The following is a 26,994-nucleotide window of genomic DNA, read 5'->3' as shown; positions in this document are numbered from 1 at the left end:
TCCCGTCGCGCCCTTCTTACGTGAGCAGCGACTGGCTCAGCCCGGTATCGTCACCGCCTGGTCGGCATAGTCGGCGGCGACACGGGCCCAGCTCCTGAGTTGCGGACGGGCCGCGGCAACCGCCTGCCGGCGGGCGTCAAGCCAGCCAGGCTCGGTGGCGGCGCGGGAGAGAAGGGCGGCCAGCTCGTCGGCGCTGGCGGGGTCGAAATAGTCGGCAAGTGCCCCGCCCGCTTCCGGAATGGAGGTGGCGCGTGAGGCGATCACCGGTGTGCCGAGCCAGAGTGCCTCGCCGACCGGCAGGCCGAATCCCTCATAGAGGCTGGGAAAGAGCAGCGCCTCCGCACCTCGGTAGAGCGCCTGCAAAGTGGCATGGTTCGGCTGGTCAACGAGGCGGACCACCGGCGCAATGTTGCGGTAGTCTCCCAGCCGATCGAGGAGCGTCTCCACGTCCTGGCCCACGCGACCGGCGAAGACGAGGTGCGGCAGCGCCTCGGCTGCGTCCGTGCCGGCAAGACGGCGATAGGCCTCGCACAGGAGCTTGCCGTTCTTGCGGCCCGTCGGGCTGCCGACGGACAGAAAATAGGGCCGCTCCGGCAAGGCACCGGCCCGTGAACCCGGCGGTGGATCGCGAAACTCGTGGGCAAGCAGGATCGCGGCTTCCGGGGCGACGGAGGGATCGAGGGCGCCCTTTTCGATCTCCGCAAGCGCGTCGCGCCTGGTGTGCTCCGAAATCGCGATGAAGCGCGTGCCCGCCTGCGCAAGTGCCCTGTAGGAGGACTGGTAGGCCCGGCCGAAACCTACGCCCACGCCGGCCTCCGCAGCCAGGGGAATGGTGTCGTAGAGGACCGCGACGACGGAGACGGTGGGATGCAGCGCCTTGGCGCGCAGACCGACGCGGCGGGCGATCTCGAAGTTTGCCGGGGTGAGAAGCACGCCGCCATCGAGACTGACGACGTCGCCGACGGCGGAGCCGGGACGTCCGGGCCTGAGTGACCGGGCCGCACCGAGGGCGGCCTGTTCGGCCTCGTAAAGGGCGCGCTTGAGGCCGCGATACTTGCCGAGGCTGCGCACCTTGGGCAGCAGGCCGAGCCGCTCCTTCACCGTTTCGGTGGCGTAGAGGTGCTCCGGGTCGAAAGCCCACGGAGCGACCTCGCGGAAGCGGCCGGTGAGGGGATTGAGAACGACCGCGGTGGCGCGGCCCGCCGTGACGAGCTCGTAGGCGAACTCCAGGCAGGTCCGCTGGACCCCGGTCAGTTCCTCGGCCTTGCGGCCGAGGGCAGAGACTTCGGTGACGTCGACGAAAAGTCGCGTCATTGCCTTCCGAAATCGTCCTGGATGCGGACGATGTCGTCCTCCTCCAGATAGGCGCCGGTCTGGACCTCGATGATCTCCACGCCGATCCGGCCCGGGTTGGCCAGGCGATGGACCTCGCCCATCGGGATGAAGATGCTCTCGTTCTCGCGCAGGATCTTCGTTTCCTCGCCCACGGTGATTTCGGCGGTGCCGCGCACCACGACCCAGTGCTCGGCGCGGTGGAAGTGCTTCTGCAGGGACAGCTTGGCGCCCGGCTTGACGGCGATGCGCTTCACGCGGAAGCGGTCGCCGATGTCCATGGTCTGGTACCAGCCCCAGGGGCGGTAGACCCGGGCATGCTCGGAGGCCTCGCTGCGGCCCTGGGCGGACAGCGTGCCGACCAGCTGCTTGACCTTCTGGGCCTGCTGCAGGTCCGCGACGAGGACGGCGTCCGGCGTTTCCACGATGGCGAGGTTCTCAACACCAACCGCGCAGATGAGTCGGCCGCCGGAGCGGACGATGGAATTCTTGGAATCGAGGACCACGACGTCGCCCTCGGTGGTGACGCCGTCGGAGCTCTGGTCGGTGGCCTCCCAGAAGGCCTTCCAGTCGCCCACATCGGACCAGCTGAACGTCACCGGCACCACGAAGGACGATTCGGTGCGCTCCATGACCGCGTAGTCGAAGGAGATGGCGCGCGCCTTCTCGAAGGACGGGCCGAGCACGGTGAAGCCGATATCGTCGGAGGCTTCGGCGACGGCGGCCTTGATTGCGGCATGGGTTTCCGGCTCCAGCCGAGCAACCTCGTCGAGTAGCGATGCGGCGCGGAAGCAGAACATGCCCGCGTTCCACAGGCAGCCTTCGTCGATCAGCGTCGCTGCGGCGTCGGCCGAGGGCTTCTCCAGGAAGCGGGCGATCTTGAAGGAGCCATCCGGTCCGGGCTCGCCGGGCGCGATGTATCCGTAGCCGGTTGCCGGGTGGGTCGGCCTGACGCCGAGCGTCACGATACCGCCCTCGGCCGCAACCTTCGCTGCCGCCTCGGCGGCCTCGGCGAAGGCGTCTGCGTCGGTGATCAGGTGATCCGACGGCATGATGAGCAGGATCGCCTCGGGGTCGTCCTCGTAGGCGACGGCAGCCGCGGCGGCGATGGCCGCGAGCGTGTCGCGCCGGGCCGGTTCGAGCACGATCTTGCCGTCGACCCCGAGCGCCTGAAGCTGCTCACGGATGAGAAAGCGGCCGTCGGCCGAGGCGAGCACGACGGGCGTCTGGTAGAGCGGCGATCCGACGACCCGGCGCACCGTGTGCTGGAACAGCGATTCCTCCCCGAAGAGGGGGGCGAGCTGTTTCGGCAGATCCGCCCGCGAAAGCGGCCAGAGCCGCGTACCCGATCCGCCGGACAGAATGACCGGAACCACCATGTGCATGAACTCCCGCTGCGATTTGGCCCCTCTAGTCATTCCAATCGGCGGCCGTGTCAACGTCGCGCGATCGGTTTAGGGCCAGATCACTGCCGATCCCGGCATCCAGGGCCAAGTGGCGCGGTGCAATTCTCGACCAATGGCTGGAAACCCGGTCCGGGACCGACTATTGGATTGGTCCAATTCCAGTTTGGCCGCGTTCCGCCGGGTTGCCTCCGCATGCATGCATCGACTGCCTCGCCCGATGGGACTTCCGGCATATCGCCGAAGCAGTGGATCGTCCTCTGTCTTTTCATGCTGGTTATCTTCGTCCTCTGGCAGACGACCTACATCTCGTGGAAGCCGGTGCCGGGCAACAATCCGGAGTATCCGCTGGGCTGGTGGGGCTGGTTCGACCAGGGCAACTATCTGCGTTCGGCCAAGGCGATCCTCGACTGGAACCTCGATCCCGCTGAATATTACTATCCGCCGCTCTACCCGCTGATCGGGGCGGCATTCGTGCCGGTCTTTCCCTATCACCCCTACTATTTCGTCGATCTTGCCGCGACGCTGGGGTTCTTTCTGCTGTTCGTCGCCACGACGCGTCGGGCCATCGGTTTCTGGCCGGCGGCGATCATCGGCTTTGCGTTCATTGCGGTCTTCAATGTCATTCGCCTCCAGTGGGTCATACCGTGGACCACCAGCGTGTCCGCGGTGCTTGTGGCCGCCGCTCTTTTGCTTCTCGATCGCTACGACCGGGCCAGGCGCGAGGGCGGCTGGGGCCTGCGAACGCATGTCCTGAACGCCTACCTGTTCGGTCTCGTGTGCGGCCTGCAACTGCCCCTGAGGCCGGGCGACATCGTGCTGCTCGCGCCGGTGGCGCTGGGTTATGGCGTGCTGGTGCTCCTCGATCTGTTCAGCGGAGACCCCGCGCGCCGGCGCTGCGCGCTCTGGGCGGCGGTGGCCGGCGTGCTCGGGCTGGTTCCCGGCGCCGTCATCATGTTCGGGTTCAACCTGCTGGTCTTCGGCGACCTGATGGGTGGCTATTTCGCCCTGTCGGTGTCGCGCGGATTCTATTTCGGGGATTTCTTCGAGAAGCTGTTCTCGCTGGTGGTGGCCTCGCACCCGATCTATCTGGAGCGCGGCGCCGACTGGCTGACGGAACTGCCGATCAACGCGCTCTGTCTCGGCTTCCTGCCGGCCGCGGCGCTGTTCGCCCGGCCGCTCGTGTTCCGGCTGGCGGCAGTGGCCGCGCTGTTCCAGATCGTCCTCTACTTCTCCTATGGTGACGCACTGCCGACCGGCACCTTCCGCTACAACAACATTCACTATTTCAAGTGGATGCTGCCATGGATCGTGGCGTTCGCGGCCTATTTCGTGGTGCACGCGATCCAGGCACGCGGAGCCGCGCGGCTACGCGCCCGGGTTGGCCTCGCCTTCGGGGTGATCGCGACGCTCGTCCTGTTCAGTATCAACGTCGATCCGGTGGCCCGGCCGCCGCTTTCGGTGACGGCGGGCGGAGAGGGGGGTGTCGAGCTCGCCTTTTCCGACGGTCCGGCGCTGGAATATATCGACTTCGACGGGACGCCGGCCGGCTGGACGGACGTCTACTTCGAGAACCGGGCCACGGTGCGGGTGAACGGCGGCGAGCCACTGGAGAATTACGGCGAGTATCGGATGTTTCCGCGCGAAGGGAAGGGGCAGGGCGAAGGCATCAGGCTGCTCTTCCTGCGGCCGGTCGAAGCGGAGACGGTGAGCGTCGATTTCGGCGTTGCGCTGGCCCGGGAGGCGCCGGTCGACGAGGCGTCGGTGCACCCCGTCGCCGTCCGCTTCGTGCTGGACTGGCCGTTTTCCAGTCACTGGCGCTGATCTGGCACGATTGCCGCTTCAGGCAGGTCCAGACCGCCCCGCCCCGCGTACCCAACCGGTATTTCTGCCATCGACTTGACGGATTCGTACCCGTTGGTAGGCAGGCCCCGCACAAGGTGGGTTGCCCAGAAATCGGGCGATTCGCCCGACACTCATCTCCGGAGAACCGCATATGACCGCACCGCCACCCGAGACAGCCGCGGCGCCCGCCGACGGCGCGATCAGCGGGCTGCGGCGGATCTTCCGCTTCCTGGTGACGGGCGGCACCGGCTTTCTGGTGGATGCGGGTGTTCTCAGCCTGGTGCTGGCGACCACGGCGATCGGGCCGATCGGCGCGCGCTGCCTGTCGTTTCCGGCTGCGCTTCTCGTGACCTGGACCCTGAACCGGACGTGGTCGTTCGGCGACCGGGGCCGGCCGCGTCTCAGCGCAGAGCTTGCCGGCTATGTCGGCGTGCAGGTGGTGGGCTTCCTGATCAATTCCGGCATCTACGTGGTGCTGGTGACCGGGATTGGCGGCATGCAGGCGCCGGCACTGGTGGCGCTGTTCTTCGGCTCGGCCGCGGCCGCCTTCGTGACCTTCGCGCTCCTCAACCTGAAGCTCTACGGCCGATAGGCCTGTTCATGCCGTCGATTCCACGGGGCGCGCCCGCCGGCAGGTTCCGGGGGCGCAGGGGAACCCGTCTACGGCTCGCCTGAAGGCACCGGGTCTGCGGAAAGGGCGATCAGGGCTGCTCGGCTTCCAGCGCGTCCAGCCGTTCGTTCCACTCCCGGCGTCCCTTGAGGAAGTCGGCGATGGTGGCCCGGCGCCGGTCGCCGCCGATGATCCCGAGGATCAGGCCCGAGGTGATCGACTGCAGTCCGATCATCCCGAAGGTCGCCGCCGCGATGGTGGTGGCGATGTAGGGCACTGCTCCGAGTTGGAGGTATGTGGAGATGACGAACAGGCCCCATACCAGCGAGATCAGCAGGCAGAGCGCGCCGACCGCGCCGAAGATCACGAACGGATAGAAGGCGATCGCGTTGAGGATGGCGAACATCACGATCCGCGCGCCGTCGCGGAACGTGTCGAGCTTGGATTCCGAATCCTCCTTGCGCGCCCGGTAGTCGATGGGCACTTCGCGCACATCGGCCTTGGCGTAGGCGGCAATGACGTTGAGCTCGGTTTCGAGCTGGAAGCCGTGGCTCTGGACGTCGAGGAGGTCGACGAAGGGCCGCGACATGATCCGCATGCCGGAGAGCACGTCGCTGTAGCGTTTGTTCGCAAGGAACGAGATCAGCTGGGTGAGCACCCGGTTGCCGAAGCCGTGGAACGAGCGGGTGTTCTGCTTGTCGTAGGCGCCGTGGCTGACCCGGTCTCCGACGACCATGTCGAGGCGCTCGCGGATCAGCTCGTCGCAGAGGCGGCGGGCATCGGTGGCCGGATAGGTGTGATCGGCGTCCACCATGATGTAGACGTCGGCGACGAGACGGGAGAGGGCCTTCTTGACCGCCCGGCCCTTGCCCTGGGCGGTTTCCTTCAGGAGCAGGTGGCGGGTGCCCCGGAAGTGCTCCTCGACGATCGCATGGGTGCGGTCCTTCGAGTTGTTGTCGACCACCACCATCACCGCATCGGGAAAATGCGCCGCGTAGTCCTCGACCGTGTCGGCGATCGCGTGCTCTTCATTGTAGGCGGGGATGACGATGCAGATCTTGACCATGGCAGACGCAACTGACTCCGGCGGCGCGGGCTGAACCCATTCCAATGTGTGGCAGTCGCTCATAGCAGCCCGGATCCCGGCTGTCGCGGTTCAAGCCGTCCGATGGTTTCTACCAGCCGCCGCCACCGCCGCCACCGCCGCCGCCTCCGGAAAAGCCGCCGCCGAAGGAGCCGGACGAGCCGGAACTGGCCGAGCGGATCGAGGCGACGCCCTGGTTGACCGTGCGGGAGATGCCGGAGCCGATCCCGTCGGACACCGAGGAGAGGGCGGCAGGCGACCAGCCGCCGCCATGGTGACCGTGATACCAGACGGGCGCGACCATGGCGCCGGCGGCCACCAGGTGGGCGAACTGGTTGGTCCAGGCGGTCTCCACGCCCAGCGCCACGGCATAGGGCAGCAGCTCCTCGAAATGCTCGAAGGTCCGGTCGGGCGCGTTGGCGAACTTGAGCCGGTCGGCCTCCGCCACGGTGAGGTAGAGCCGGGTGCCCTCGATCTCGCGCATGGCGTCGAGACCGGCGCTGGTCGGCCTGGCCATCAGCTTGAAGAAGATCGGCGGAACGGCGGCCGTGACCACCAGGGCGAGGCCGGGAACGAGGCCGGCATCGCCAATCAGCAGGACCGATGTCGCGAGGGTGAAGCCCAACGCCACCACGGTGAAGATGGTGAAGACCAGCGCCTGGGGCAGGCTCGTCCAGTTGCGCCGAAAGACGAGCGACCAGCTCTTCAGCGCGAGCGTCACGGCGACGATCAGACCGACAACGGCGGCGAAGGCGAAGAGGCGGTAGCCGAGGCCGGCAATCGGGTCGGCACTCGCCAGGTCGCTGGCGATCCAGGTGGCGGCGCCGATGGCCAGTCCGCCCAGCCACCAGCCGAAATTCTGCTGGATGTGGGAGCGGAGGAAGCGGCCCGAGAGGAAGGTCTTGAGGGTCGTGTTCGCCTTGGCGAGCTCGACGGAATCGGCCTTCGAGAGGGTGATGGTGTCGCCCTCGTCGAAGAACAGCTTGGCCAGCACCTTCGCTTCGCCGGGGCTCGGCGCGCGCCGACGCGGTCCGGCCCGGGTCAGGGTCAGGACGCCATCGTCGTTTTCGGCGATTTCGACATGACCCTTGACGGCGAGATCGAGAATGGCCGCGACCAGGCACTTGGTGTCGTAGGCCATGCGGTCGAGATAGCGCATGGCGTGCGGCGGCACGGTCGGGTGGTAGACGGGGATGATGGGTCCGAGCGCCGGGTCCCGTCCGACGCGGCGCCACGCGAGGATGAAATAGACGAGCGTGGCGAGTGCGCCGAGCACCGCGATGATGGCCTGAAGGGGATCGCCAAGCAGGCGCTGCAGCAGCGAGGGTTCGGCCACGATGCCCTTGGGAAAGGCCACGGCGACCGTCATGCCCTCGCGCGGCTGAAGCGGCTGGGTGGTAACGAAGAAGGCTCTCCCGTCCTGCGTGGTCGCCGTTGCACCCTGGCCGCTTTCGCCGAAGCTGCCGGTATAGACCGAGGTGGACAGGATCCGCGCGCCGCCCGGGGGCGTGACGACCGCTTCGGCGCGGTCGATCGGAAACCCCCATTCATCGCCCGTCGCGTTCCAGTAGATCTCGTCATAGTCGTCGAAGAAGCCGACCTGCTTCGTCATCCGGTAGGCGATTTCGTAGGTATAGACGCCCGGCTTCAGGAATGTGTCCGCCGAGCCGATGCGGATCTCCGCCTGGCCGTTCTCGACCGTCAGGCTGTAGGGCGAGGCGGATCCGTCGCGCTTCACCGATGTCAGGTCGAAGGCGGAATGGATTCGACCGAGACCCATGGTGCGGGTCAGCGGGATGACCCGGTAGATCCCGCGTCGGATCTGGTCGCCCCGGGCGACGACCTGGATGGTTTCCGCCACGGTAATCGCGCCGGTCGTCTCCACGTCGATGATGCTGCGGAAATAGCGGATGCGCTCGGGGCCGGTCGCCGGGCCCGTGGGCGGCGTGGCGAGGGGCGCCGCGTTCGATGGTGCTGCAGCCGTCTGCGCTGCAGCAGGCGCTGTCGCGACCGTGTCGGACGCATCGGGATTGCCTGCCACGTGTGCCGGGCCTGAAGCGACCTGATGCAGGGTCTGCCAGATGCCGGACTGCGCGCCGACCACCATGATGATGGCAATCGCGATGAAGACGAGGCGGGTTCTCGACATGGAGTTTCCCGGTCAGGCGGGGCTGGGGGACGGAATCAGCTTGTGCCGAAGTCGACCTTGACCGGCTCGGCAACCTGCGGGTCGTCGAACTCGAGGAATTCGCGCTCGCTGAAGCCGAGCGAACGGGCGAACAGGTTGGCCGGGAAGGACTGGATCATCACGTTGTAGGCCTTCACGGAGCCGTTGTAGAAGCGCCGCGACCGGGAGATCTTGTCCTCGGTCTGGGTCAGCTCGTCCTGAAGCTGGCGAAAATTTTGGTCGGCCTTGAGGGTCGGGTAGGCCTCGGCAAGCGCGAACAGCTTGCCCAGCGCGCCGGACAGGATGTTCTCGCTGGCGGCCTGGCTCTCCGGAGAGCCGGTGTTGTTGACGGCGCTGTTGCGGGCCTGGATCACCGCCTCGAGCGTCTCGCGCTCATGCGACGCGTAGCCCTTCACCGTCTCCACCAGGTTGGGGATCAGGTCGTAGCGCCGCTTCATCTGGACCTGGATGTCGGACCAGGCCTCGTCGACCTGGGCCCGCGCCGCGACGAGCCGGTTGTAGATGAGGATGGCGAAAACCGCGACGAGCGCGATCACGCCGAGGACGATCCAGGTACCCATCTGCAACTCCCCTCCGCCGCAGAAAACTCGCTCCCCGCTTTTAGGCGATGCGGGCGGTGGCCGGAAGCCCGCACGTCCCGACCGGGACGAGAAAGCGGTCGGACCGCCGGAACGTCCCGCAGTTTGGAAGCGTTACACGAACCAGTCAGCCGGCCCGAACGCCGGCTTTTCCGACCCAGACAATCCCGGAGAATGGCCCGTGAGCGCAACCGACCCCGCAGCTCCGCCGGAGCGGATGCCGGTATCCATCACCATCAATGGCAATCGACATAAGCTGGAGGTGGCGCCCTGGACGACACTGCTCGACCTGCTGCGTCACGAGCTGGAGCTCACCGGCACGAAGAAGGGCTGCGATCACGGCCAGTGTGGCGCCTGCACGGTGATCGTCGACGGGCGACGGATCAATTCCTGCCTGCGTCTTGCGGTCATGGCAGACGGCTCCGAGGTGACCACCGTCGAGGGCCTGGCGACGAACGGCGAGCTGCACCCGATGCAGGAAGCCTTCATCGAGCGTGACGCCTTCCAGTGCGGCTACTGCACACCGGGTCAGCTCTGCTCCGCGGTGGCGCTGATCGACGAGGGTCATGCCACCACCCGCGACGAGATTCGCGAGCAGATGAGCGGCAACCTCTGCCGCTGCGGTGCCTACGTGAACATTGCCGACGCGATCGAGGACGTGATGGCCAAGGGAGGGCAGGCGCGATGAGGCCGTTTTCCTACACCCGGGCCAGCGACGTGGGCGAGGCGGTGGCCGCGCTTGCTGCGAACGACGGCGCACGGTTCATCGCCGGCGGAACCAATCTTCTGGACCTGATGAAATATGACGTCGAGCGCCCTGAGCACCTGATCGATATCACGGCGCTGCCGCTCGACCGGATCGAGAACACTGCAGACGGGGGACTGTCGATCGGTGCGATGGTGCGCAACACCGACATCGCCTATGACGAGCAGGTGGCCGCGCGCTTTCCGCTGCTCGCCAGCGCGATCCTTGCCGGCGCGTCGCCGCAGCTCAGGAATTCCGCTACCACCGGTGGCAACTTGCGCCAGCGCACCCGCTGCTCTTACTTCTACGACGTCTCCACCCCCTGCAACAAACGCGAGCCCGGAAGCGGTTGCCCGGCGAAGACCGGCTTCGCGCGCTATCACGCCATCCTCGGCGCGAGCGAGCGATGCATCGCAACGCACCCGTCCGACATGTGTGTCGGGCTGGCGGCCCTCGGCGCCACGGTCCGCGTGGAGGGACCGGAGGGATCCCGTTCGATCCCGTTCTCCGATTTCCATCGCCTGCCCGGCGACACGCCGCAGGTCGACACCACGCTCGCGCACGGAGAGATGGTCGTGGCCGTCGATCTGCCCGGGAAGGGGTTTTCCGACCATTACAGCTACCTGAAGATCCGCGACCGGCTGTCCTACGCCTTTGCACTGATTTCCGTCGCGGCGGCGCTGGACATGGACGGCGACACGATTGCCGAGGCCCGGCTGGCGCTCGGCGGCGTGGCCCACAAGCCGTGGCGCAACGCGGAAGCGGAAGCCGCCATGCGCGGCAAACCGGCTGTCGAGACGACCTTCGCCGAGGCCGCTGACATCGTGCTGGCCGAGGCGGAAACCGTTCCGGGCAATGCCTTCAAGCCCGAGCTCGCGCGCCGCACGATGATCCGCGCGCTTTCCCAGGCGGCAGCCGGGACCCCGCAGAGCCAGTCCGACAAGCGCATCCAGTAGAGGTCAGACATGACGACATCCGAACGCTTCGTCGGCTCCGCCCAGCGGCGCACCGACGGCCGCAAGAAGGTGACCGGCACGGCTCCCTACGCCGGTGAGTTCACCACGACCGGACTTCTGCACGGCGCTGTGGTCAATGCGGCCATCGCGCGGGGATCGATCCGCTCGATCGACATCGCGGCGGCCGAGGCCGTGCCGGGCGTGGTGCGGGTCTTCACCCACGAGAACCGACCGGACGAGGCCTGGTTCACCTCAGCCTTCAAGGACATGGTGGCGCCGGACGGAACGCCGCTCCGTCCGCTGCGTGACGCCCGCGTCTTCTACAGCGGCCAGCCCATCTCACTGGTGGTCGCGGAGGATTTCGAGACAGCGACCTATGCCGCCTCGCTGGTGCACGTGGCCTACGAGGTGACGCCCCACCAGACCGATCTGACGGCAGCAAGGCACGATGCCTTCGATCCCGACGAGGGCGAGGGAGATATCGTGCGCGGCTCCGCGGAGAATGCGCTGGCGACGGCGCCCGTCTCCATCGACCGCAACTATCGGATCGCCATCGAGCATCACAACCCGATGGAACCGCATGCAACGACCACCGTCGTGGAAGCCGATGGGCGACTCACCGTCTACGACAAGACCCAGGGCGCGCGAAACAGCTACGACGTGGTGGTGAACGTGTTCGGTCTGCCGGAGGACCGGGTGCAGGTGCTGTCGCCGTTCGTCGGCGGCGCCTTCGGGTCGGGCCTCAGGCCGCAGTACCAGCTGTTCCTCTCGGTGATGGCGGCGCTGGTGCTGGAGCGTTCGGTGCGGGTGACGCTGACCCGCGACCAGATGTTCACCTTCGGCTACCGGCCCGACACGCTGCAGCGGGTGGCGCTGGGTGCCGAGGCGGACGGCAAGCTGAAGGCTGTGATCCACGATGCTCTGGCCGGCACCTCGCGCTACGAGGACTTCACCGAAACGGTCGTGGACTGGTCCGGGCTGCTCTACCAGTGCGACGACGTGCGGCTCGCCCACCGGCTTGCCAAGATCGATACCGTGACGCCGATGGACATGCGGGCGCCCGGCGGGGCGACCGGCATGTACGCCATCGAGACGGCGATGGACGAACTGGCCTGCGAACTCGGCATGGATCCGCTCGAGCTGCGCCTCAAGAACTATGCCGAGCGCGACCAGAACGAGGACAAGCCGTTCTCAAGCAAGCAGCTCAAGGAGTGCTACCGGCAGGGCGCCGAGCGCTTCGGCTGGTCACGGCGCAGACCGGAGCCCCGATCGGTGCGAGAGGGCTCCGACCTGGTGGGCTTCGGCATGGCGACGGGCTCGTGGGAAGCGATGCTGTTTCCCACCAGCGCCCGGGCAACCCTGCTGCCGGACGGTTCGCTGGAAGTCGCCACGGCGACCGCCGACATCGGCACGGGCACCTACACTATCCTGGCGCAGATCGCGGCAGACGCGCTCGGGCTGCCGATGGATCGTGTGAAAGTCGCCATTGGCGATTCCAGCCTGCCGAAGGCGTTCGTCGAGGGCGGTTCGGCCACGGCGGCCTCGGCCGGTTCGGCCATCCTCAAGGCCTGCCAGGAGCTGAAGGAGGCATTACTGACCGCAGCCCGGCGGATCGACGGCTCGCCGCTCGCCAACGTCGGCCTGGAGCAGGTGGTGTTTTCCTCAGGGTCCATCCGCCGCGCCGCCGACGAGAGCGAGGCCGTCAGTCTGGAGGCACTGGCCGCCGCCAACGGCAATGCGCCGCTCTCCGTCGAGATCGACAACAGCCCGTCCGACAGCCCCTATTCCAGCTACTCCCACTCGGCCGTGTTTGCCGAGGTGCGCGTGGATGCCGAGATCGGGATGCCACGGGTGACGCGCATCGTCAGCGCGGTGGCGGCTGGACGCATCATCAACCCGCAGACGGCGCGCAGCCAGATCATGGGTGGCGTGGTGTTCGGCATGGGACAGGCGCTGCACGAGGAAGCGGTGATCGACCATGCGCTCGGCCGGTTCATGACGCACCATTTGGCCGATTACCATATCCCCGCCCACGCGGATGTCGCCGATATCGACGTTCTCTTCGTGGAGGAGCACGACGAGGCGGTGAACCCGCTCGGCGTGAAGGGTGTCGGCGAGATCGGCGTGGCCGGCACGGGCGCGGCGATCGGCAACGCCATCTACAACGCCACCGGCGTGCGGGTGCGCGAGCTGCCGATCACTGTCGACAAGATCCTCGCTGGCTGGACGCGCTGATGGCGCGACCGCGAGGGGCGACGGGGCCGGTCCCCGCCGCCTTTCGCGTCAGTGCAGCGACAGGATGTAGTGGGCGGCCGTGAAATAGATGATCAGGCCGGTCACATCGACGAAGGTTGCCAGCAGCGGCGCCGAGATGACCGCCGGGTCGAGGCGCACCGCCCGGATGCCGAGCGGCAGGAGCGACCCGACCAGGTTGCCCCAGGTGACGATGCCGAGAACGCCGATCGCAACCGTGAAGGTGATGAGTTCCGGCGAGAACTTGCCGTGCTCGGTGTAGTCGGCCCAGCCCATCGTGTCCCAGAGCGTGATGCGCGCGGTGGCGACGGCGCACAGCATGGCGCCCAGGATCAGGCCGGTGACGAGCTCGCGGCGGAAGATACGGAACCAGTCGCCGAGGGTGCATTCCTTCAAGGCCAGCGCGCGGATGATCAGGGTCGACGACTGGGAGCCGGAGTTGCCGCCGCTGGACAGGATGAGCGGCAGGAACAGGGCGAGCACCACGGCCTGGTCAAGCTCGGCCTCGTAGTAGGTGAGGGCCGTCGCCGTCAGCATCTCGCCGACGAAGAGAATGGCGAGCCAGCCGCCGCGTTTGCGGACCTGTTCCCAGATCGACGACATCATGTAGGGCGTGTCGAAACTGGCAACGCCGCCCATTTTCTGAAGCGTGTCGGAAAAGGCGTCCTGGCTGAGGTGAACGATATCGTCGGCCCGGATGACGCCGACAAGCCGGTCGCCGGCATCCACCACCGGCATTTCGATGGCATCGCGGACCTGGAAGCGGTGGACGGCGGCTTCAACCGAATCGTCCACCTTCAGGCGCGTGACCTGGCGGTCCACCGCTTCCGATAGCGGTGCATCGAGGTCGATGCGGACCAACTCGTCGAGATCCAACCGGTCGATGAGGCGGTGGGTCTCGTCGACGATGTAGACGCTGACCACCGGCTGTCCGTAGGCCTCGCGGCTCCTCAGCCGGTGATAGATTGCGCGAACGCTTTCCTCGGCGCCGGCGGTGAAATAGTCCACGCTCATCCAGTGGCCGATCTGCTCGGGCTCATACTGTTCGAGATGCCGGCTGACCTCCGGCGCGACACGACGCAGCTGTTCCTCGATCTGCAGCGCGCGGGTGCGGGGCATCTTGTGCAGCAGCTTGGCGAGGTCCTGCTCGGGCACGTCCTTCAGGAGCTCGATGGACTGCTCCACGGGGAGCGAGCGCAGGATGTAGTTCTGATAGACGTAGGAGATGGCGCCGAAGACGTCGGACCGGGCTTCCGGTTCGACCGCCTGGAAGAAGGCGGCGGCCTCCTGGCGGGTCAGGCTCTCGATCGTCTCGACATAGTCCCCGACCTTGTAGGTGCGGGTGATCCGAGCCAGCGCGGCGCGGTCGTCGGTCGCGACAGCACTGCGCACGTCACCGACAAGGGCGTAGGGATCGACTGTCTTCACGGGGCAGGCCTTTGACAAGTCCTGCGCCGGCCGAGATCAGCAAACCGGATCGTCGGCGCACAGGCGTGCATCAGGAGGGGACCGGAAGAGAAACCGGCGCCTACTGCTCAAGCAGCCTTGTCTGACAGCCGTGTGTCAGTCCGCCACCGCGTGCCGCAGCGCGCCGCCCGGCCCACAGCCTGCTGCCCTCAGGTCCAGGGGTCGTATGTGCCGATGTTCCACAGATGCCCTTCGGGATCGAAGAAGGAGCAGGCGCGGCCGCCGTGGTCGGGATCGTGCAGCGGCATGGCAATCCGGGCGCCACCGGCCTGCGCGCGGGCTGCGATGCCATCGACGTCCGTCACCACCAGGTAGGCACTCTGCGTCACCCGGCCGAGGGCGGCCGGTGTGGTCTGGAATGCGTCGAACGGGTCGTCGCGGGCGCTGCCGAGCATGATCATCCCATCGCCGAGCACCAGCTGGGCATGGGCGATGCCGCCGTCGCCATCCTCCACGACGAGATGACGCTCGAAGCCGATCACCGAGCAAAGCCAGTCGATCATCGCCACCGCGTCGGCATAGCGCATGGTCGGAATTGTCGTGCTTGCCATGGTTTGACCTCGCTTTCCGGTACAGGTTCGAGGGTGGCGGTTCTTTTTTGGGCTGGCAATCTTTCGCGTTGCACCCAAACTGATCTGAAGAGGGTCTGGAACGGCAGCGAGGGGCTGCCGGGGGCCGGGCGGTATCGAAAGTGCGATTTCGTCCGGGGAAGGTGACGATATGCAGTGTCGCGTTGCGGGAGGATTGCGGCTCGTGCCGCGCACGCTCGGCCTTGACGACCTGGCCGAACGGGCGTGCCGCGCCATCATCGCCCAGTTTCGCCGGCCGACGGGCAAGGTGGGCAAACTCTTCGGCGTGCTGATGGGAATGCGTGCGTCGAATCGGCGGCGCAACCGGTGGGCCGTGGAGCATCTGTCCATCCAGCGCGGTGACCGGGTGCTGGAGCTCGGCTGCGGGCCGGGCGTCGGTGTGCGCTATGCGGTGGAGGCCGGTGCGCACGAGGTGCTGGCCCTCGACCATTCCATCGAGATGATCCGCCAGGCCGACTGGCGCAACCGACCGGCGGCCGCAGCGGGGCGCGTCGTGTTTCGCCTGGGCGGCCTGGAAACGCTGCACCCGGAAGACGGGCCGATCGACGCCGCCTTCATGGTCAACGTCGTCCACTTCCTCCCGGACCGGATGCAGGCCTTCGACATGATCGGTGAACTCCTTGCGGAAGGCGGCCGGCTGGCGGTGGTCTATCAGCCCCGCATGCGCAAGGTCAGCGAGGCGGAACTGCTCGCCGGGGCGGAGGAGCTCGCCGCGGAAATGCGGGAGGCAGGCTTCGCCGATGTCGCCTGCCACCGGCTGGAGCTGAAGCCCAACGCCGCGCTGTGCGTGGTCGGCCATGCCCGTGCCCGCGCCAGACGCGCGGTCGCCGGCATTCAAGCGAAACGAGATGCCCGGCCGAAGCCGGAGCTGCGGCTCGTCGTATCCGACCAGGCCGGCCACGCCTGAGGCCGGCCCGGAACCAGTCTAGCCGGCGGTCTGCGTCGTGCCGTCCAGCTCGGCGACCATCCTGAGCGAACCGTCCAGGCCCACCCCGTCTTCGTCCTTGAGCGCCACCTCGCGCAGGCGGCGCAACCAGTCGGCGCCGTCCTCGCGGTCGACCAGCATCGGCACGGCCGACAGAACCTGGTCGTACTTGGAGACGCCGCGGGCGTGGGTGTCGGAATAGCCCTTGATGAGCCGCCGGCACTTCAGGATTTCCACGGCGAGGGCGTGATTGCGCGGCGAGACTGCGCGCACCTGCTCGATCCAGGCCTCTATGTGCGCCGTTTCGTGACGGTGGCGCAGGAGAGCGCGGCGATAGCGCCGCATGCCGCCGAGCGCATAGAGGGTCAGGAACCAACGGATCGTGTCGGTGCGCACGCGCCGGCCCTTGTTCACCCGCCGGTCGAGCCAGGCGAGCAGCTTCGGACGGGCCTCGATGGCCGCACCGAGGCGGGCCGGAAGCATGCCGCACACCTCCTCGCCACGCGGATGCATGTACTCTGTGATGGTGAGCACCTGGTCGTCAGTCGCCCGCGTCTCGTTGCGGACGCGCTCGAAGCGGGCCTGCCGGGTCTTGAGGTCGGCGACCCGGATCACGTCGTCATAGGCCATTGCATTGGCGACATATTTGGCCGCCGCGATGCTGAGTGCGTGCTCGCCGGCGGGATCGTCGAGACGGGCGAGATCGGCAACCCGATCCAGATACTCGCTGCCGTAGGCGAGGTCCTGATAGTCCACGACCTTCTGGAGCCCGGAGCGGAGCATGGACCGCACCGGGGGGGCGAACTCGCCCTCGATGCGGGCGAGCAGCCGGCCGTAGGCGTCCACGAGGTCGGCGGGCCCCGCCGGGCCGGCATCGAAGAGCGGCGTCGCGGCGGGGGCGTGCAGCGTGGCAGGGGCGGGCGTCGCGCCCTTTGCCGCCTCGTAGCCCGAGGCAAAGGCCCTCAGGCTGGCCGTCACGCCCTTGCCGCTCTCGCGGATGGTTTCCTCGAAGCTTTCGCGATCGAACGGCAGCGTGCCGGACCCCGCAAGCGCGCCGAACAGGCTGGAGGAAATGATGGAGCCGGCCTCCTGGGCCATCTTTTCCATGTCGGCGATCAGCAGGCGCTGCGCGGCGATCTCCAGAACGCCGGTGACGGCCTCCGCGTCGCCGATGCCATCGCCCGGCGCGGTCTTTTCCAGGACGCCGAAGCTGCGGTGCGACGAGGTGATGAGGGTGGTGCGATCCGGGGTGACGAAGCCGCGCTGCACGGCGCGACCGGCTTCCATCAGCTCCGCCGCGACGACGATGTCGATGTCGCCCTGGGACGGGGAGAGGGCGAGGACCGGCTGACGGCCGTCGCTCTCCGCCATCTCCACGTAGTAGATGGTCGCGCCGGTGCGCTGGGCGACGCCGGGTACGCTGGTGGACTGGGCCACCCAGCCATTGCGCTCGGCGGTGGCCACGATCCAGTCGGTGACGACGCCGCCGCCCTGACCGCCGATGGCGAGGATGGCGAGCTTGATGACGCGCAGGTCGCCGGCGTCGGCGCGGGAGACGGAAGGGTCGATGGCGTTCATGTCAGGCGGCCTTTGCGAAGGCGAGGCGGCGGGAGGCGCGGCGGGACTGGAGCCAGCCGATCACCCTGGTGCGCAGGCGTGCCATGCGCCGTTCCATGGCCGTCGGGTTGTGGACGATGTCGCCGCGCCAGAAGGACGGGCACAGCACGGCGGCCTCGGCGACCTCGCCGCAGTTGCCGCAGCCGACGCACGACTGGTCGATGGCGGCGACGGGGTCGTCGCGCAGCGGATCGTCGAGGCGCTTGACGGAAAGGGAGGGGCAGCCGGACAGGCGGATGCAGGCATGATCGCCGGTGCAGACGTCCTCGTCGACGCCGAACTTCTGCTTCACCTGGCGCTCGCCCGAGGCGATGGCCTTCTGCACCAGAGGCCGCTCGCGGCGCTGCCGGTTGAGCATGCATTCCGACGACGCCACGATCACTTTCGGGCCGGGCTCCGGAGAGGTCAGCGCCTCCTTGAGCGTGTCACGCATTTTCGTGACGTCATAGGTGCGGTCGACGGTGCGCACCCAGTCGACGCCGACGCCGCGCACGGCCTGCTCGATCGGGTGGTTGGTGGAGCGGCTGCGGTTGTCGGCGCGGCTGGAGGGGATGTCCTGGCCGCCCGTGGCAGCAGAATAGTAGTTGTCGACGATCAGGATGACGTCGTCGTTCTCGTTGAAGACGGCGTTGCCGATGCTGCTGGTCAGGCCGTTGTGCCAGAAGCCGCCGTCGCCCATCACCGAGATGGAGCGCTTGTCCGACTTGACGTTGAAGGCGGACGCGGAGGCAGGGCCAAGCCCGTAGCCCATGGTGGTCGCGCCGATGTTGAAGGGCGGCAGCGAGGAAAACAGGTGGCAGCCGATGTCGGCGGCCACGTGGTGGGTGCCGAGCTCCTTCTCCACCAGCTTCATGGAGGCGAAGATCGGCCGCTCGGGGCAGCCGACGCAGAAGCCGGCGGGGCGTACCGGCACGTTGTCGGCAAGGATCTTCTCGAAGCCGGCGCCGGACGGGTCGTTGGGCGAGCGATAGCGGTCGGTGAGAAGCGCCGGGGCGTGGCCGGAGATGAAGCTGCGGATGGCCGACAGCATCACGGTGCCGGTATATTCGCCGGCGACCGGGAAGGGGTCCTTGCCGGCGAGAACGGTGTCGGAACCGGCCTTGTGCAGCATCAGGCCGAGGGCCTGCTCGATGTGGTTGGGCTGGCCCTCTTCGCAGACCAGCACGGCCTTCTTGCCGGCCGCGAACTCGAGGAATTCCTCGTCCACCAGCGGGTAGGTGACGTTGAGCACGTAGAGCGGCACCTGGCTCTCGCCGAAGGCGTCGGCTAGGCCGAGGCGCTGCAGGGCACGGATGACACCGTTGTACATGCCTCCCTGCAGGACAATGCCGATCTTACCGTCGGCCGGGCCGAAGTGCTCGTTGAGGCGCTCGCGGCGGATGTAGTCGATGGCCGCGGGCCAGCGCGCCTCGATCTTCTCGCGCTCGTGGGCGAAGTTCGCCGGCGGCAGCACGATGCGGTTGGTGTCGCGACGCGGGCTCGCCAGCGCCTCCGCCGTGGTCATCGTCGGACGGACATTGTCCCTGGCGGTGAAGTGGCCGTGCACGTGGCAGGCGCGAATGCGCATCTCCAGCATCACGGGGGTGTTGCTGGCCTCCGACAGCTCGAAGCCCTTTTCCACGATGTCGACGAGGCTGGTCAGGTTGGGGCGCGGGTCCAGGAGCCAGATCTGCGACTTCATCGCGAAGGCGTGGATGCGCTCCTGCATGATGGAGGAGCCTTCGCCGTAGTCCTCGCCGACGATGACCAGCGCGCCGCCCAGGACCCCGCCGGAGGAGAGGTTGGCGAGCGCGTCGGAGGCGACGTTGGTACCGACGGTGGACTTGAAGGTGACGGCGCCGCGGATCGGGTAGTGGACCGAGGCAGCGAGGGTCGCGGCGGCGGTGGCCTCGCTGGCGCTCGCTTCGAATCGCACGCCGAGTTCGCCGAGGATGTCCTGCGCGTCGGCCAGCACGTCCATCAGGTGCGAGATCGGTGCGCCCTGATAGCCGGCAACGTAGCCGACGCCGGACTGCAGCAGGGCCTTGGTAACGGCGAGGATGCCTTCGCCGGAGAAATCCTCCCCGGCGCCCAGCCTCAGCTTTTCCACTTCCCTGGCAAAGGACCGTTCCGCCATTGGCGCACTCCGTGCGTTCTATTTATCTGCAAATGCATATAATTGCGCGGCATCTGGAATGTGTCAAATTAACATGTGGACCGGTCGAGGTCGAAGAGCGGGGCGTCAGTACGGGTTCTGGCGGATGGTGCGCAGCACCTTGTTGAGGAGCGCCAGGAGTTGTTCGCGCTCGCGCTCTTCCAGGCCGGACAGCAGGGCCTCGTGATGGGCATGCATGGCCGGCCAGAACGCGTCCAGTGCCCGCTGGCCTTCCGGCGTGATGTAGAGTTCGCGGGCGCGAAGATCGTCCGACTTGGGCACCCGGCGGACGTAGCCGGCCTCTTCGAGGGCGTCGAGATTGCGGCTCATGGTGGACTGTTCGCAGACAGCCAGCACCGACAGCTCGTTGATGGTCAGGCCGGGACGGGCCGACAGCGTGGCCAGCGCGCGCATCCGCACGGTGGTGAGCTCGGAACCCTTGAGGGCTTCGCGAATGGTGGTGTTCCAGCGCTCCGAGATCCGGTTGAACAGGTAGGGGGCGAAGCCCTCCAGCCCGATCTCGGAGAAGGTCGGCGGAGCGCCGGTCTCGTCTTTCGTCTTCTCCGCCGACCCGTCGCTCATCCGATCCGCTCCCGCTTCCTCAGTTCATCAGATCGGGGAGGAACAGCGCAATCCCCGGGAACAGGGCGAGGAGAAAGATCAACAACAGGGTGCAGCCGATATAGGGCGCCGCGGCACGCGCCACCTCGCCCAGCGTGGTGCCGGGCGGGCCGACGCCGACCATCAGGAACAGGAGCATGCCGAAGGGCGGCGTCGCCAGGCTGAGCTCCAGTGCCAGCAGCATGACCACGCCGAACCAGATCGGGTCGAGACCCATCGACTGCACCAGCGGCATGAAGATCGGCAGCGTCAGCATCATCATGGAGAGCTGGTCCATGAACATGCCGAGGACGACGAGGGTCAAAAGCATGGCCAGCAGGATCACGGCCTGGCTGGCGTCGAAGCTGGTGGCCCAGCCGAGCAGGCCGGTGGTGGCGCCGGAAAAGGCGAGCACCTGGGAGAAGGTGGAGGATCCGAGGATGATGAGGAACATCATCGCGGTGACGGCCAGCGATTCCGTCAGTGCCTTGACGATGGCCGTCCACGTGAGCGCCCGGTAGCAGAGCGCCAGGATCACCACCGAGAGTACGCCGAAGGCGGCGCTTTCTGTCGGCGTCGCCCAGCCGAGCAGGATCAGCCCGATCACCGAGAAGACGATCAGCCCCATGGGCAGGACGTTGAGGGCAAAGGCCTTCGCGATCTCGCTGAGCGGTGCGCGCTCGGCGGCGTAGCCGGGGGCGGCGTCGGGGTCGCGGGCGATCTGGAGCCGGATCAGCACCACGTAGAGGACGGCGAGGATCAGGCCGGGCACGATGCCGGCGATCAGCAGCGCGCCGACATCGATGCGGGCGAGCGAGCCGAGCAGCACGGCGAGGGTGGATGGCGGGATGATCATGGCGAGGCCGCCGGTGGCCAGGATCGGCCCCATGATCATGTGCTTCTTGTACCCGCGCTTCAGCATCTCCGGCATCATCAGCGAGCCGAGCATGGCGGTGTTGGCCATGGACGAGCCAGAGAGGGTCGCGAACAGGGTGCCGCCGCCGACAGTCAGGTAGGAGAGGCGGCCGCGGATGCCGCCGAGGCACTTGTCGAGCGCATCGAAGACCCGCATCGCGAGCCCGGTGTGGAAAAACAACTCGCCCATGATCATGAACAGCGGCACCGGCACCAGGGTGAAGGTGGTGATGGTGCCGGAGGCGTTGTCGACCAGCTGGTCGATGCCCGCCATGCCGCCCATGAAGATCAGCACGCCGACGATGTTGATGGCGAGGAAGGCGAAGGCGACGGGGACGCCCGCCGCCATGAGGACGACAATCCCGCCGAGAAGAATGAGCGCAGCCTGGGGCCAATCCATGGTCAGGCCCCGTTGCCGTGCTGCGCTTCGACATCGCCGCCGCGCAGGATGAGGAGCCGCAGGAATTCCGTGGCGCACAGGACGAGCCCGACGGACAGCAGCGCGTAGGCCACCCAGCCGGGGATGTCGATGGAGCGGATGTCGGTCGCCCCGCGGGCGATCGCATCGGCGGCGAGCATGGCGGCGCGCCAGCCGAGGAAGGTGCAGACGAAAATGGACAGGAGCATGCCGCCGACCACGAAGGCCCGGTAGACGGGCCGGGGAAGCTGCTCGATCAGGCTGTCCACGGCGACATGGCCCTTGCGGCGCACCAGCCAGGGCGAGCCTGCGGCGGTGGCGGCGAGCATGGCGTATTCCACCAGCGCGCTGGCCGCCTGGACCGGCGGCAGGCCGAGATTGCGCAGCACCACATCGACGACGATGAGGACGGTCGAGACGGCGAGCGCCGCGGCGCCGCAGACGGCGAAGCCGATGATGAGGAAGTCGTAGGCTCGGGCGAGGGGACGCATCGGCTTACCGGATCCTGGCGAGGCGGCAGTCAGGACGGCAGGCGGAAGCCTCGAGAGGAGGCATCCCGCCCACCGTTTCGGTGCGAACCGGACCTATCGGTCGTAGTAGGCCGCGCGCAGGGCGTCGAACTGGTCGCTGCCGCTGGACTTCAGCCGGCTCCAGGCCGTCTCGAAGGCCATTTCCAGATACTCCTGGCGGGCGTCGCCGGTGATGTCGATCACCTGCATGCCGGCTTCCTGGACCGCCTTGTCGGTCTCCTCGATGACCGTCTGGTAGTGGTCAAAGGAGGACTGCTCGTGCTCGGTGGCGACCTTGGTCAGGATGGCCTTTGCCTCGTCCGAAAGGCCCGCCCACTTGTCGACGTTCATGATGATGCAGAGGTCGGTTTGGAAGAAGGCCGGATCGACCCGGTACTTCAGGAACTTGTCCCAGGACAGATCCTGGATGCCGACCAGCGGCCAGCCAACACCGTCGACCACGCCGCGCTCCAGCGCCGTGTACACTTCCGGGACCGGCACGGAGACGCTGGTGGCGCCGAGCGCGTCGAAGAACTCCCGGTAGATCGGCTGGCTGCGCAGCTTCAGGCCGCTCAGGTCGATGCCGCCGTCCTCGGTGCGCTTCGGCTCCTCGGTCAGGTAGATGTGGAAGTCGACGCCGGTGTCGATGTGGGCGAGCAGGTAGGCGCCGAGCTTGTCCTCGTAGACCTTCTGCATGATCTCGAAGCCGCCGTTGGCGCGCGCTTCCATGGCGTTGACGGTGGAGCCGACCCAGGCGTCCACTTCCGGCATGTCGCCGAGATAGTAGGTGCCGGGACCGTACTGCATGTCGATGACGCCACGGCGCACGGCCTGGGCCTGCTGCGGCGGCGGAACGACCTCCGGGCCGCCCATATACTGGATCTTGACGACGCCCTTGCCCTCTTCGTTCACCTTGTCGACGAAGCGCAGGAAGCTCTGGGCGAAGTCGAGCGAGGACGGGAAGGCGGTGACGGCCTTGAGGACGACTTCCTCGGCCTTTGCCGGCGCGATGGCGAGCAGCCCGAGAAGGGCGCCCGCCGCGACGGACTTCATCAGCGGGTGAAAGGTCATGCAGTTCTCCCTCGGAATGCGGGCGCCCCGGCGCCCGGCATGGATGGTCGGCAGGCGAAGTCTCTTGTTGTCGTTGCCGTCCGGCCGCCCGCGTCTCCTCACGCAGGCGGACGGACGAGGTTCAGAAGCCGCAGCTGGTCGACGAAGCGGCCCAGCCGTTCCTCACGGTAGGCTGCCACGTCGCGGTCGCGGTAGTCGAAGAAGCCGGTACCGTCGCGCAGGCCGTTGCGGCCTTCCTTCATGTTGCGATCGATGATGTCCGGCGCCTTGAAGCGGTCGGACTCCATCGCGTCGGTCATGTAGCGGCTGGCATAGTAGAGGATGTCGTTGCCGCCCCAGTCGATGAACTCCAGAAGGCCGAGCACGGCGAAACGGAAGCCGAAGCCGTAGACCAGGGCCTTGTCGATGGCCTCGGGCGTGGCGATGCCTTCCTCGGCCATGCGCGCCGCTTCGTTCATGGCGAGCGTCTGGATGCGTGGCACGATGTAGCCGGGCGAGGCCTTCATGCGGACCGGCACCTTGCCGATGCGTTCCAGCAGTCCCTCCAGCGCCGCAACGGAGGCCTCGTCGGTGCGCTCCGACGGCATCAGTTCCACGAGCGGCACCAGGTAGGCCGGGTTCAGCCAGTGGGCGTTCAGGAACCGGCCGGGCCGGGACACCATGTCGATGAGTTCGTCCACCAGGAAGGTCGAGGTGGTCGAGGCGACGACGGTGTCCTCGCCAAGGTGCGGATCGATCAGGGCGAAGGCGTCTGCCTTGGCCTCCTTCACTTCCGGCACGCCCTCGAAGACGAAGGCGGTGCCGGCCAGCGCCTCGGCAACGGCGCTGCGCGGAGCGACGGACACGCGGCCCATGATCCGGTCGATATCGGAGGCGTCGAACAGGCCGAGGCCGGCCAGGGTTTCGAGACCGGCGCGGATCTCGGCAAGCGCATCGGCCTCAAGCCGCGGGAAGTCCTCCGCCGGACGGTCCTTGGCGTCGAGCAGCACCACCTCGGAGCCGGCGTAGGCGAAGACGTGGGCGATGCCCCGGCCCATCCGGCCGGCGCCGACGGCACAGACGCGGGGTGCCATGGCTAAAGACCCTCCCGCAGAAGTTCGGCCATCTGCGCCGGCGTGAGGTCGGACAGGCCCAGCGTCTCGAGCGTCCGGCCGGTGGCGGCGAGATCCTCGCCGACGATGGCCCCGCCAAGGGCGAACAGGCCGGCGGCCACCGGCGTCGGCGCGCCGATCCAGTGACCGACGGACACGATGAAGCCGAGGCCGAGGGCCAGGTCCTCGCGCATGTAGCGGTGGGTCTGCAGGTCGAGATGCTCGCGCCAGTCGCCGGAGTCGGTGAGCTTGTCATGGGCGAGTGCGCCGTACATCCACTCGTCGCCATCGGAGGAATAGTGGTCGGCGAGGGGAAAATGGGGCGCGGCATAGCCGAGCGCCTCGCGCACCGCCATGCGCTCGCCGTCGAGGGCGTTGGTGACGCTGCGGATGGCCGGCTGGGTGCCCTCGTTGTGGATGTCCCAGTGATCGAAGTGCTGGATCGGGCCGGCGTTCATGATGATGAGCGGCGGATGGATGATCGGGCCGGCGTTCATCAGAGCACCGGATAGCGCATCCTCGCAGCGCTCGATGGCGCCCGGGAAGGCGGCGGAGATGATCTCCAGCGCGCGATCCGTGTGGCGCGCTGGGAAGACGCCGGTGGGCAGCCGGGTGGCGCGCGTGGTCACGGCGATGAGGTTGTCGCCGTGCTTGCGGCAGAGCCACGGCAGCGTGCCGGTCTCGGCGATGGCGACGTCGGCGGTGCAGCCTTCGTCGCGCAGCGTCTTCATCATGACGTAGCTGCCGAAGGTGCCCGGCGGCAGGTAGATCACCTGGCCGTCGACGAGGTGCGGGGCGAGCGCCTTCGCCAGTTCGGCCTGGCCGAAGGCGGGAATCGGCGCGACGATGAGATCGGCGCCTGACACCGCTTCGCCGATGTCGGCCGTGATGGTGTCGATGGGCACCATCCGGGTGCCCTCGAAGTCCTTCAGCTCGATGCCGCCAGCCGCTCTGGTCGGCTCCAGCGCGGCGGGGTCACGTCGCCAGAAACGGACCGAATGGCCCCTCAGGGTGATGTCCACCGCGGCCGCGAACGACCCGTTTCCTCCGCCGACAACCGCTGTTTGCAAGTTTCTGGTTCCCCTGTTCGCCGCCGGACTGACGCAGAATGCGGCGCGGCGAAAATCTATGCATATTCATGGAAACCACGCAAGCAGGAGGAGACCCGCCCCTGCCGGGGCGGGTCCGATCAGCGGGTCGCGGGGCGCACGAAAGCCTGTAGTCCGTTGCGCGGCGCGAGCGTGATCCGCGCCTGGGGAAAGACCGACTGCGGATCAGACAGACTGTAGCGGATCGCCGGGAGGACCGTTGCCAGGACGGTCAGAATCTCCTGCATGGCGAAGCGCTGGCCGATACAGATCCGCGGCCCCAGGCCGAACGGCAGGAACGCACCGCGCTGGATGCGGCTGGCCGCATCGCCCAGGAAGCGGACCGGACTGAATTCGTCCGGCGCATACCAGAGCGCCTTGTGGCGGTGCACGACCCAGGGCGAGATCAGGATTTGGCCTCCCTTGCGGACATGCGTCCCGGCAAACCGGTCTTCTTCGATGGCTTCGCGACCGATAAAGGGAGCGGGCGGGTAAAGGCGCAGTGCCTCGTTGATCACCGCTTTGGTGTAGACAAGCTTGTCCAGACCGTCCCGGTTGACGGGACCACCGTCGAATGCCCTGGCGATCTCGATCCGCACTTCGTCCTCGTCCTCCGGATGCAGGGCCAGCAGGTAGAAGATCCAGGCCAGCGCGTTGCCGGTGGTTTCGTGGCCGGCTGCCAGGAATGTCAGGACGTTGTCCGCCACCGCATTCGTGTCCAGCCCGCGCCCTGTCTTGGGGTCGACCGCAGTGATCATCCGGTCCAGCAGGTCGTCAGTCTCGCCATTCGTACCATGCACCCGATTGCGGACCGCCGCATCGACCGTCGAGCGGAAGAGGGCGACCGCCTTGCGGGCTCGAAACCGGTCGGGCGACGGCAACCAGGTGGGCAGGTTCAGCATGGTTGCCAGATCGACCCGCCCCAGCGTGTCGAAGTAGACGGCCATGCCGGCGTGCAGCAGCATCCTGTCACGGTCCACCGCGCCTGAGAAAAAGGTGCGGGATACGATGTCGTAGGCCAGCCGCTGAAACTCGTCGGCGAGATCCATGGGGGTCGGCTGCCAGCACTGTTCCAGCCAGCGGTCCCGCATGTCGGCGGCGGCGGCCTCCATGTCGGCGTAGACGTTGGCAATCGCGGTCGGGCTGAACAGCGGCGCGGTGATGCGCCGCGTCGACCGCCAGACATCACTCTCCGCGGTCAACAAGCCCTCGCCCAGGGCCGGCTGCAGGCGGCGCTGCTGCTGCCGGCTCTTGCGGTAGTTGGCGGCGTTGCTGACAAGCACGTGTTCGATCGCGGCCGGCTCGGACAGGAGCAGCACGCCGCCCGGCCGGGAGAGCCTCACGTAGGGCTGCTCGAAGGCGCGCTCCGACAGCGCTGTGATCGGGTTGTCTCGCATTGCCCGGTAGGCCGTGAAGAAACCCGGAGGTTTCGCGCGCGGCCGGGGAGCTGCGGGGTGCGGCCCGAAGATGATTGACGGATCGAAGTCGATAGCTGCGGACATAGTGCGCTTGCGTCCTTGGCGCGGTGAGGGGCCGCGCTCGGCGGTCCACATCCCGAGATCTGGGAAGCGAATG

General features: G+C 67.4%; 22 protein-coding genes. 6 read left to right on the top strand and 16 right to left on the bottom strand.

What is annotated here, in order from left to right:
- Window positions 1-36: 36 nt before the first annotated feature.
- Both C507_RS22580 and C507_RS0118105 read right to left on the bottom strand, forming a co-directional pair.
- A complete protein-coding gene (locus C507_RS22580; RefSeq protein WP_018701140.1) occupies window positions 37-1,314 on the bottom strand; it encodes a glycosyltransferase family 4 protein in 1,278 nt (425 codons plus the stop codon).
- Window positions 1,311-2,711 carry a mannose-1-phosphate guanylyltransferase/mannose-6-phosphate isomerase gene (locus C507_RS0118105; protein ID WP_018701139.1) on the bottom strand — a complete coding sequence of 467 codons (1,401 nt, stop codon included), beginning with the start codon at window positions 2,709-2,711 and terminating at the stop codon, window positions 1,311-1,313. The genes C507_RS22580 and C507_RS0118105 overlap by 4 nt, the downstream gene beginning before the upstream one ends.
- A 219-nt stretch (window positions 2,712-2,930) precedes the next feature.
- Here C507_RS0118105 and C507_RS0118100 point away from each other — a divergent pair, with 219 nt between their 5' ends.
- Entirely contained in the window at window positions 2,931-4,559 is a 1,629-nt protein-coding gene (locus tag C507_RS0118100; RefSeq protein ID WP_156829381.1) for a hypothetical protein, read from the top strand.
- A gap of 172 nt (window positions 4,560-4,731) precedes the next feature.
- The gene (locus tag C507_RS0118095) at window positions 4,732-5,172 is read left to right on the top strand and encodes a GtrA family protein (RefSeq protein WP_018701137.1); all 441 of its coding nucleotides are present in this window, start codon (window positions 4,732-4,734) and stop codon (window positions 5,170-5,172) included.
- A 109-nt stretch (window positions 5,173-5,281) separates the two neighbouring features.
- Here the strand turns inward: C507_RS0118095 and C507_RS0118090 are convergent, their stop codons facing one another.
- From C507_RS0118090 to C507_RS0118080, 3 genes are all read right to left on the bottom strand, one after another.
- Window positions 5,282-6,256, bottom strand: a complete 975-nt coding sequence (locus tag C507_RS0118090) for a glycosyltransferase family 2 protein (RefSeq protein ID WP_018701136.1) — start codon at window positions 6,254-6,256, stop codon at window positions 5,282-5,284.
- A gap of 109 nt (window positions 6,257-6,365) precedes the next feature.
- A complete protein-coding gene (locus C507_RS21940) occupies window positions 6,366-8,423 on the bottom strand; it encodes a DUF2207 domain-containing protein (protein WP_018701135.1) in 2,058 nt (685 codons plus the stop codon).
- Window positions 8,424-8,458: 35 nt separating this feature from the next.
- On the bottom strand, window positions 8,459-9,022 hold the full coding sequence (locus C507_RS0118080) for a LemA family protein (RefSeq protein WP_018701134.1): 564 nt from the start codon (window positions 9,020-9,022) through the stop codon (window positions 8,459-8,461).
- Between the two features lie 235 nt (window positions 9,023-9,257).
- Between C507_RS0118080 and C507_RS23370 the strand changes: the two genes are divergently transcribed.
- The 3 genes from C507_RS23370 to C507_RS0118065 are packed head-to-tail and all read left to right on the top strand — an operon-like array spanning window position 9,258 to window position 12,976.
- Window positions 9,258-9,728 carry a (2Fe-2S)-binding protein gene (locus tag C507_RS23370; RefSeq protein ID WP_018701133.1) on the top strand — a complete coding sequence of 157 codons (471 nt, stop codon included), beginning with the start codon at window positions 9,258-9,260 and terminating at the stop codon, window positions 9,726-9,728.
- Entirely contained in the window at window positions 9,725-10,741 is a 1,017-nt protein-coding gene (locus tag C507_RS0118070; protein WP_018701132.1) for an FAD binding domain-containing protein, read from the top strand. Before C507_RS23370 ends, C507_RS0118070 begins: the two co-directional genes overlap by 4 nt.
- 9 nt (window positions 10,742-10,750) lie before the next feature.
- On the top strand, window positions 10,751-12,976 hold the full coding sequence (locus C507_RS0118065) for a xanthine dehydrogenase family protein molybdopterin-binding subunit (RefSeq protein ID WP_018701131.1): 2,226 nt from the start codon (window positions 10,751-10,753) through the stop codon (window positions 12,974-12,976).
- A 48-nt stretch (window positions 12,977-13,024) separates the two neighbouring features.
- Here C507_RS0118065 and mgtE read toward each other — a convergent pair whose 3' ends face one another.
- Window positions 13,025-14,422 carry a magnesium transporter gene (gene mgtE / locus C507_RS22575; protein ID WP_018701130.1) on the bottom strand — a complete coding sequence of 466 codons (1,398 nt, stop codon included), beginning with the start codon at window positions 14,420-14,422 and terminating at the stop codon, window positions 13,025-13,027.
- A gap of 188 nt (window positions 14,423-14,610) precedes the next feature.
- On the bottom strand, window positions 14,611-15,012 hold the full coding sequence (locus C507_RS0118055) for a VOC family protein (protein WP_018701129.1): 402 nt from the start codon (window positions 15,010-15,012) through the stop codon (window positions 14,611-14,613).
- A 202-nt stretch (window positions 15,013-15,214) separates the two neighbouring features.
- Here C507_RS0118055 and C507_RS21930 point away from each other — a divergent pair, with 202 nt between their 5' ends.
- On the top strand, window positions 15,215-15,958 hold the full coding sequence (locus tag C507_RS21930) for a class I SAM-dependent methyltransferase (RefSeq protein ID WP_018701128.1): 744 nt from the start codon (window positions 15,215-15,217) through the stop codon (window positions 15,956-15,958).
- 18 nt (window positions 15,959-15,976) lie between these two features.
- Here the strand turns inward: C507_RS21930 and C507_RS0118045 are convergent, their stop codons facing one another.
- The 9 genes from C507_RS0118045 to C507_RS0118005 form a co-directional block, all read right to left on the bottom strand.
- Complete coding sequence (locus C507_RS0118045; protein WP_018701127.1) at window positions 15,977-17,554, bottom strand: indolepyruvate oxidoreductase subunit beta family protein; 1,578 nt, start codon at window positions 17,552-17,554, stop codon at window positions 15,977-15,979.
- A 1-nt stretch (window position 17,555) separates the two neighbouring features.
- The gene (locus C507_RS0118040; RefSeq protein WP_018701126.1) at window positions 17,556-19,709 is read right to left on the bottom strand and encodes a ferredoxin family protein; all 2,154 of its coding nucleotides are present in this window, start codon (window positions 19,707-19,709) and stop codon (window positions 17,556-17,558) included.
- Window positions 19,710-19,814: 105 nt separating this feature from the next.
- Window positions 19,815-20,309: a MarR family winged helix-turn-helix transcriptional regulator gene (locus C507_RS0118035; protein ID WP_018701125.1), complete on the bottom strand. Its 495-nt coding sequence runs from the start codon at window positions 20,307-20,309 to the stop codon at window positions 19,815-19,817.
- A 19-nt stretch (window positions 20,310-20,328) separates the two neighbouring features.
- Complete coding sequence (locus C507_RS0118030; RefSeq protein ID WP_018701124.1) at window positions 20,329-21,642, bottom strand: TRAP transporter large permease; 1,314 nt, start codon at window positions 21,640-21,642, stop codon at window positions 20,329-20,331.
- A 2-nt stretch (window positions 21,643-21,644) separates the two neighbouring features.
- The gene (locus C507_RS0118025; RefSeq protein ID WP_018701123.1) at window positions 21,645-22,151 is read right to left on the bottom strand and encodes a TRAP transporter small permease; all 507 of its coding nucleotides are present in this window, start codon (window positions 22,149-22,151) and stop codon (window positions 21,645-21,647) included.
- A gap of 93 nt (window positions 22,152-22,244) precedes the next feature.
- Complete coding sequence (gene dctP / locus C507_RS0118020) at window positions 22,245-23,240, bottom strand: TRAP transporter substrate-binding protein DctP (RefSeq protein WP_018701122.1); 996 nt, start codon at window positions 23,238-23,240, stop codon at window positions 22,245-22,247.
- A gap of 98 nt (window positions 23,241-23,338) precedes the next feature.
- Window positions 23,339-24,313 carry a 3-hydroxybutyryl-CoA dehydrogenase gene (locus tag C507_RS0118015; RefSeq protein WP_018701121.1) on the bottom strand — a complete coding sequence of 325 codons (975 nt, stop codon included), beginning with the start codon at window positions 24,311-24,313 and terminating at the stop codon, window positions 23,339-23,341.
- A 2-nt stretch (window positions 24,314-24,315) separates the two neighbouring features.
- A complete protein-coding gene (locus C507_RS0118010) occupies window positions 24,316-25,401 on the bottom strand; it encodes an NAD/NADP-dependent octopine/nopaline dehydrogenase family protein (protein WP_026319226.1) in 1,086 nt (361 codons plus the stop codon).
- A 119-nt stretch (window positions 25,402-25,520) separates the two neighbouring features.
- Entirely contained in the window at window positions 25,521-26,972 is a 1,452-nt protein-coding gene (locus C507_RS0118005; protein ID WP_083923658.1) for a cytochrome P450, read from the bottom strand.
- Window positions 26,973-26,994: the final 22 nt, after the last annotated feature.

The organism is Amorphus coralli DSM 19760, assembly GCF_000374525.1.
Taxonomy (GTDB): domain Bacteria; phylum Pseudomonadota; class Alphaproteobacteria; order Rhizobiales; family Amorphaceae; genus Amorphus; species Amorphus coralli.
This window is presented reverse-complemented; position numbering and strand designations above follow the sequence as displayed.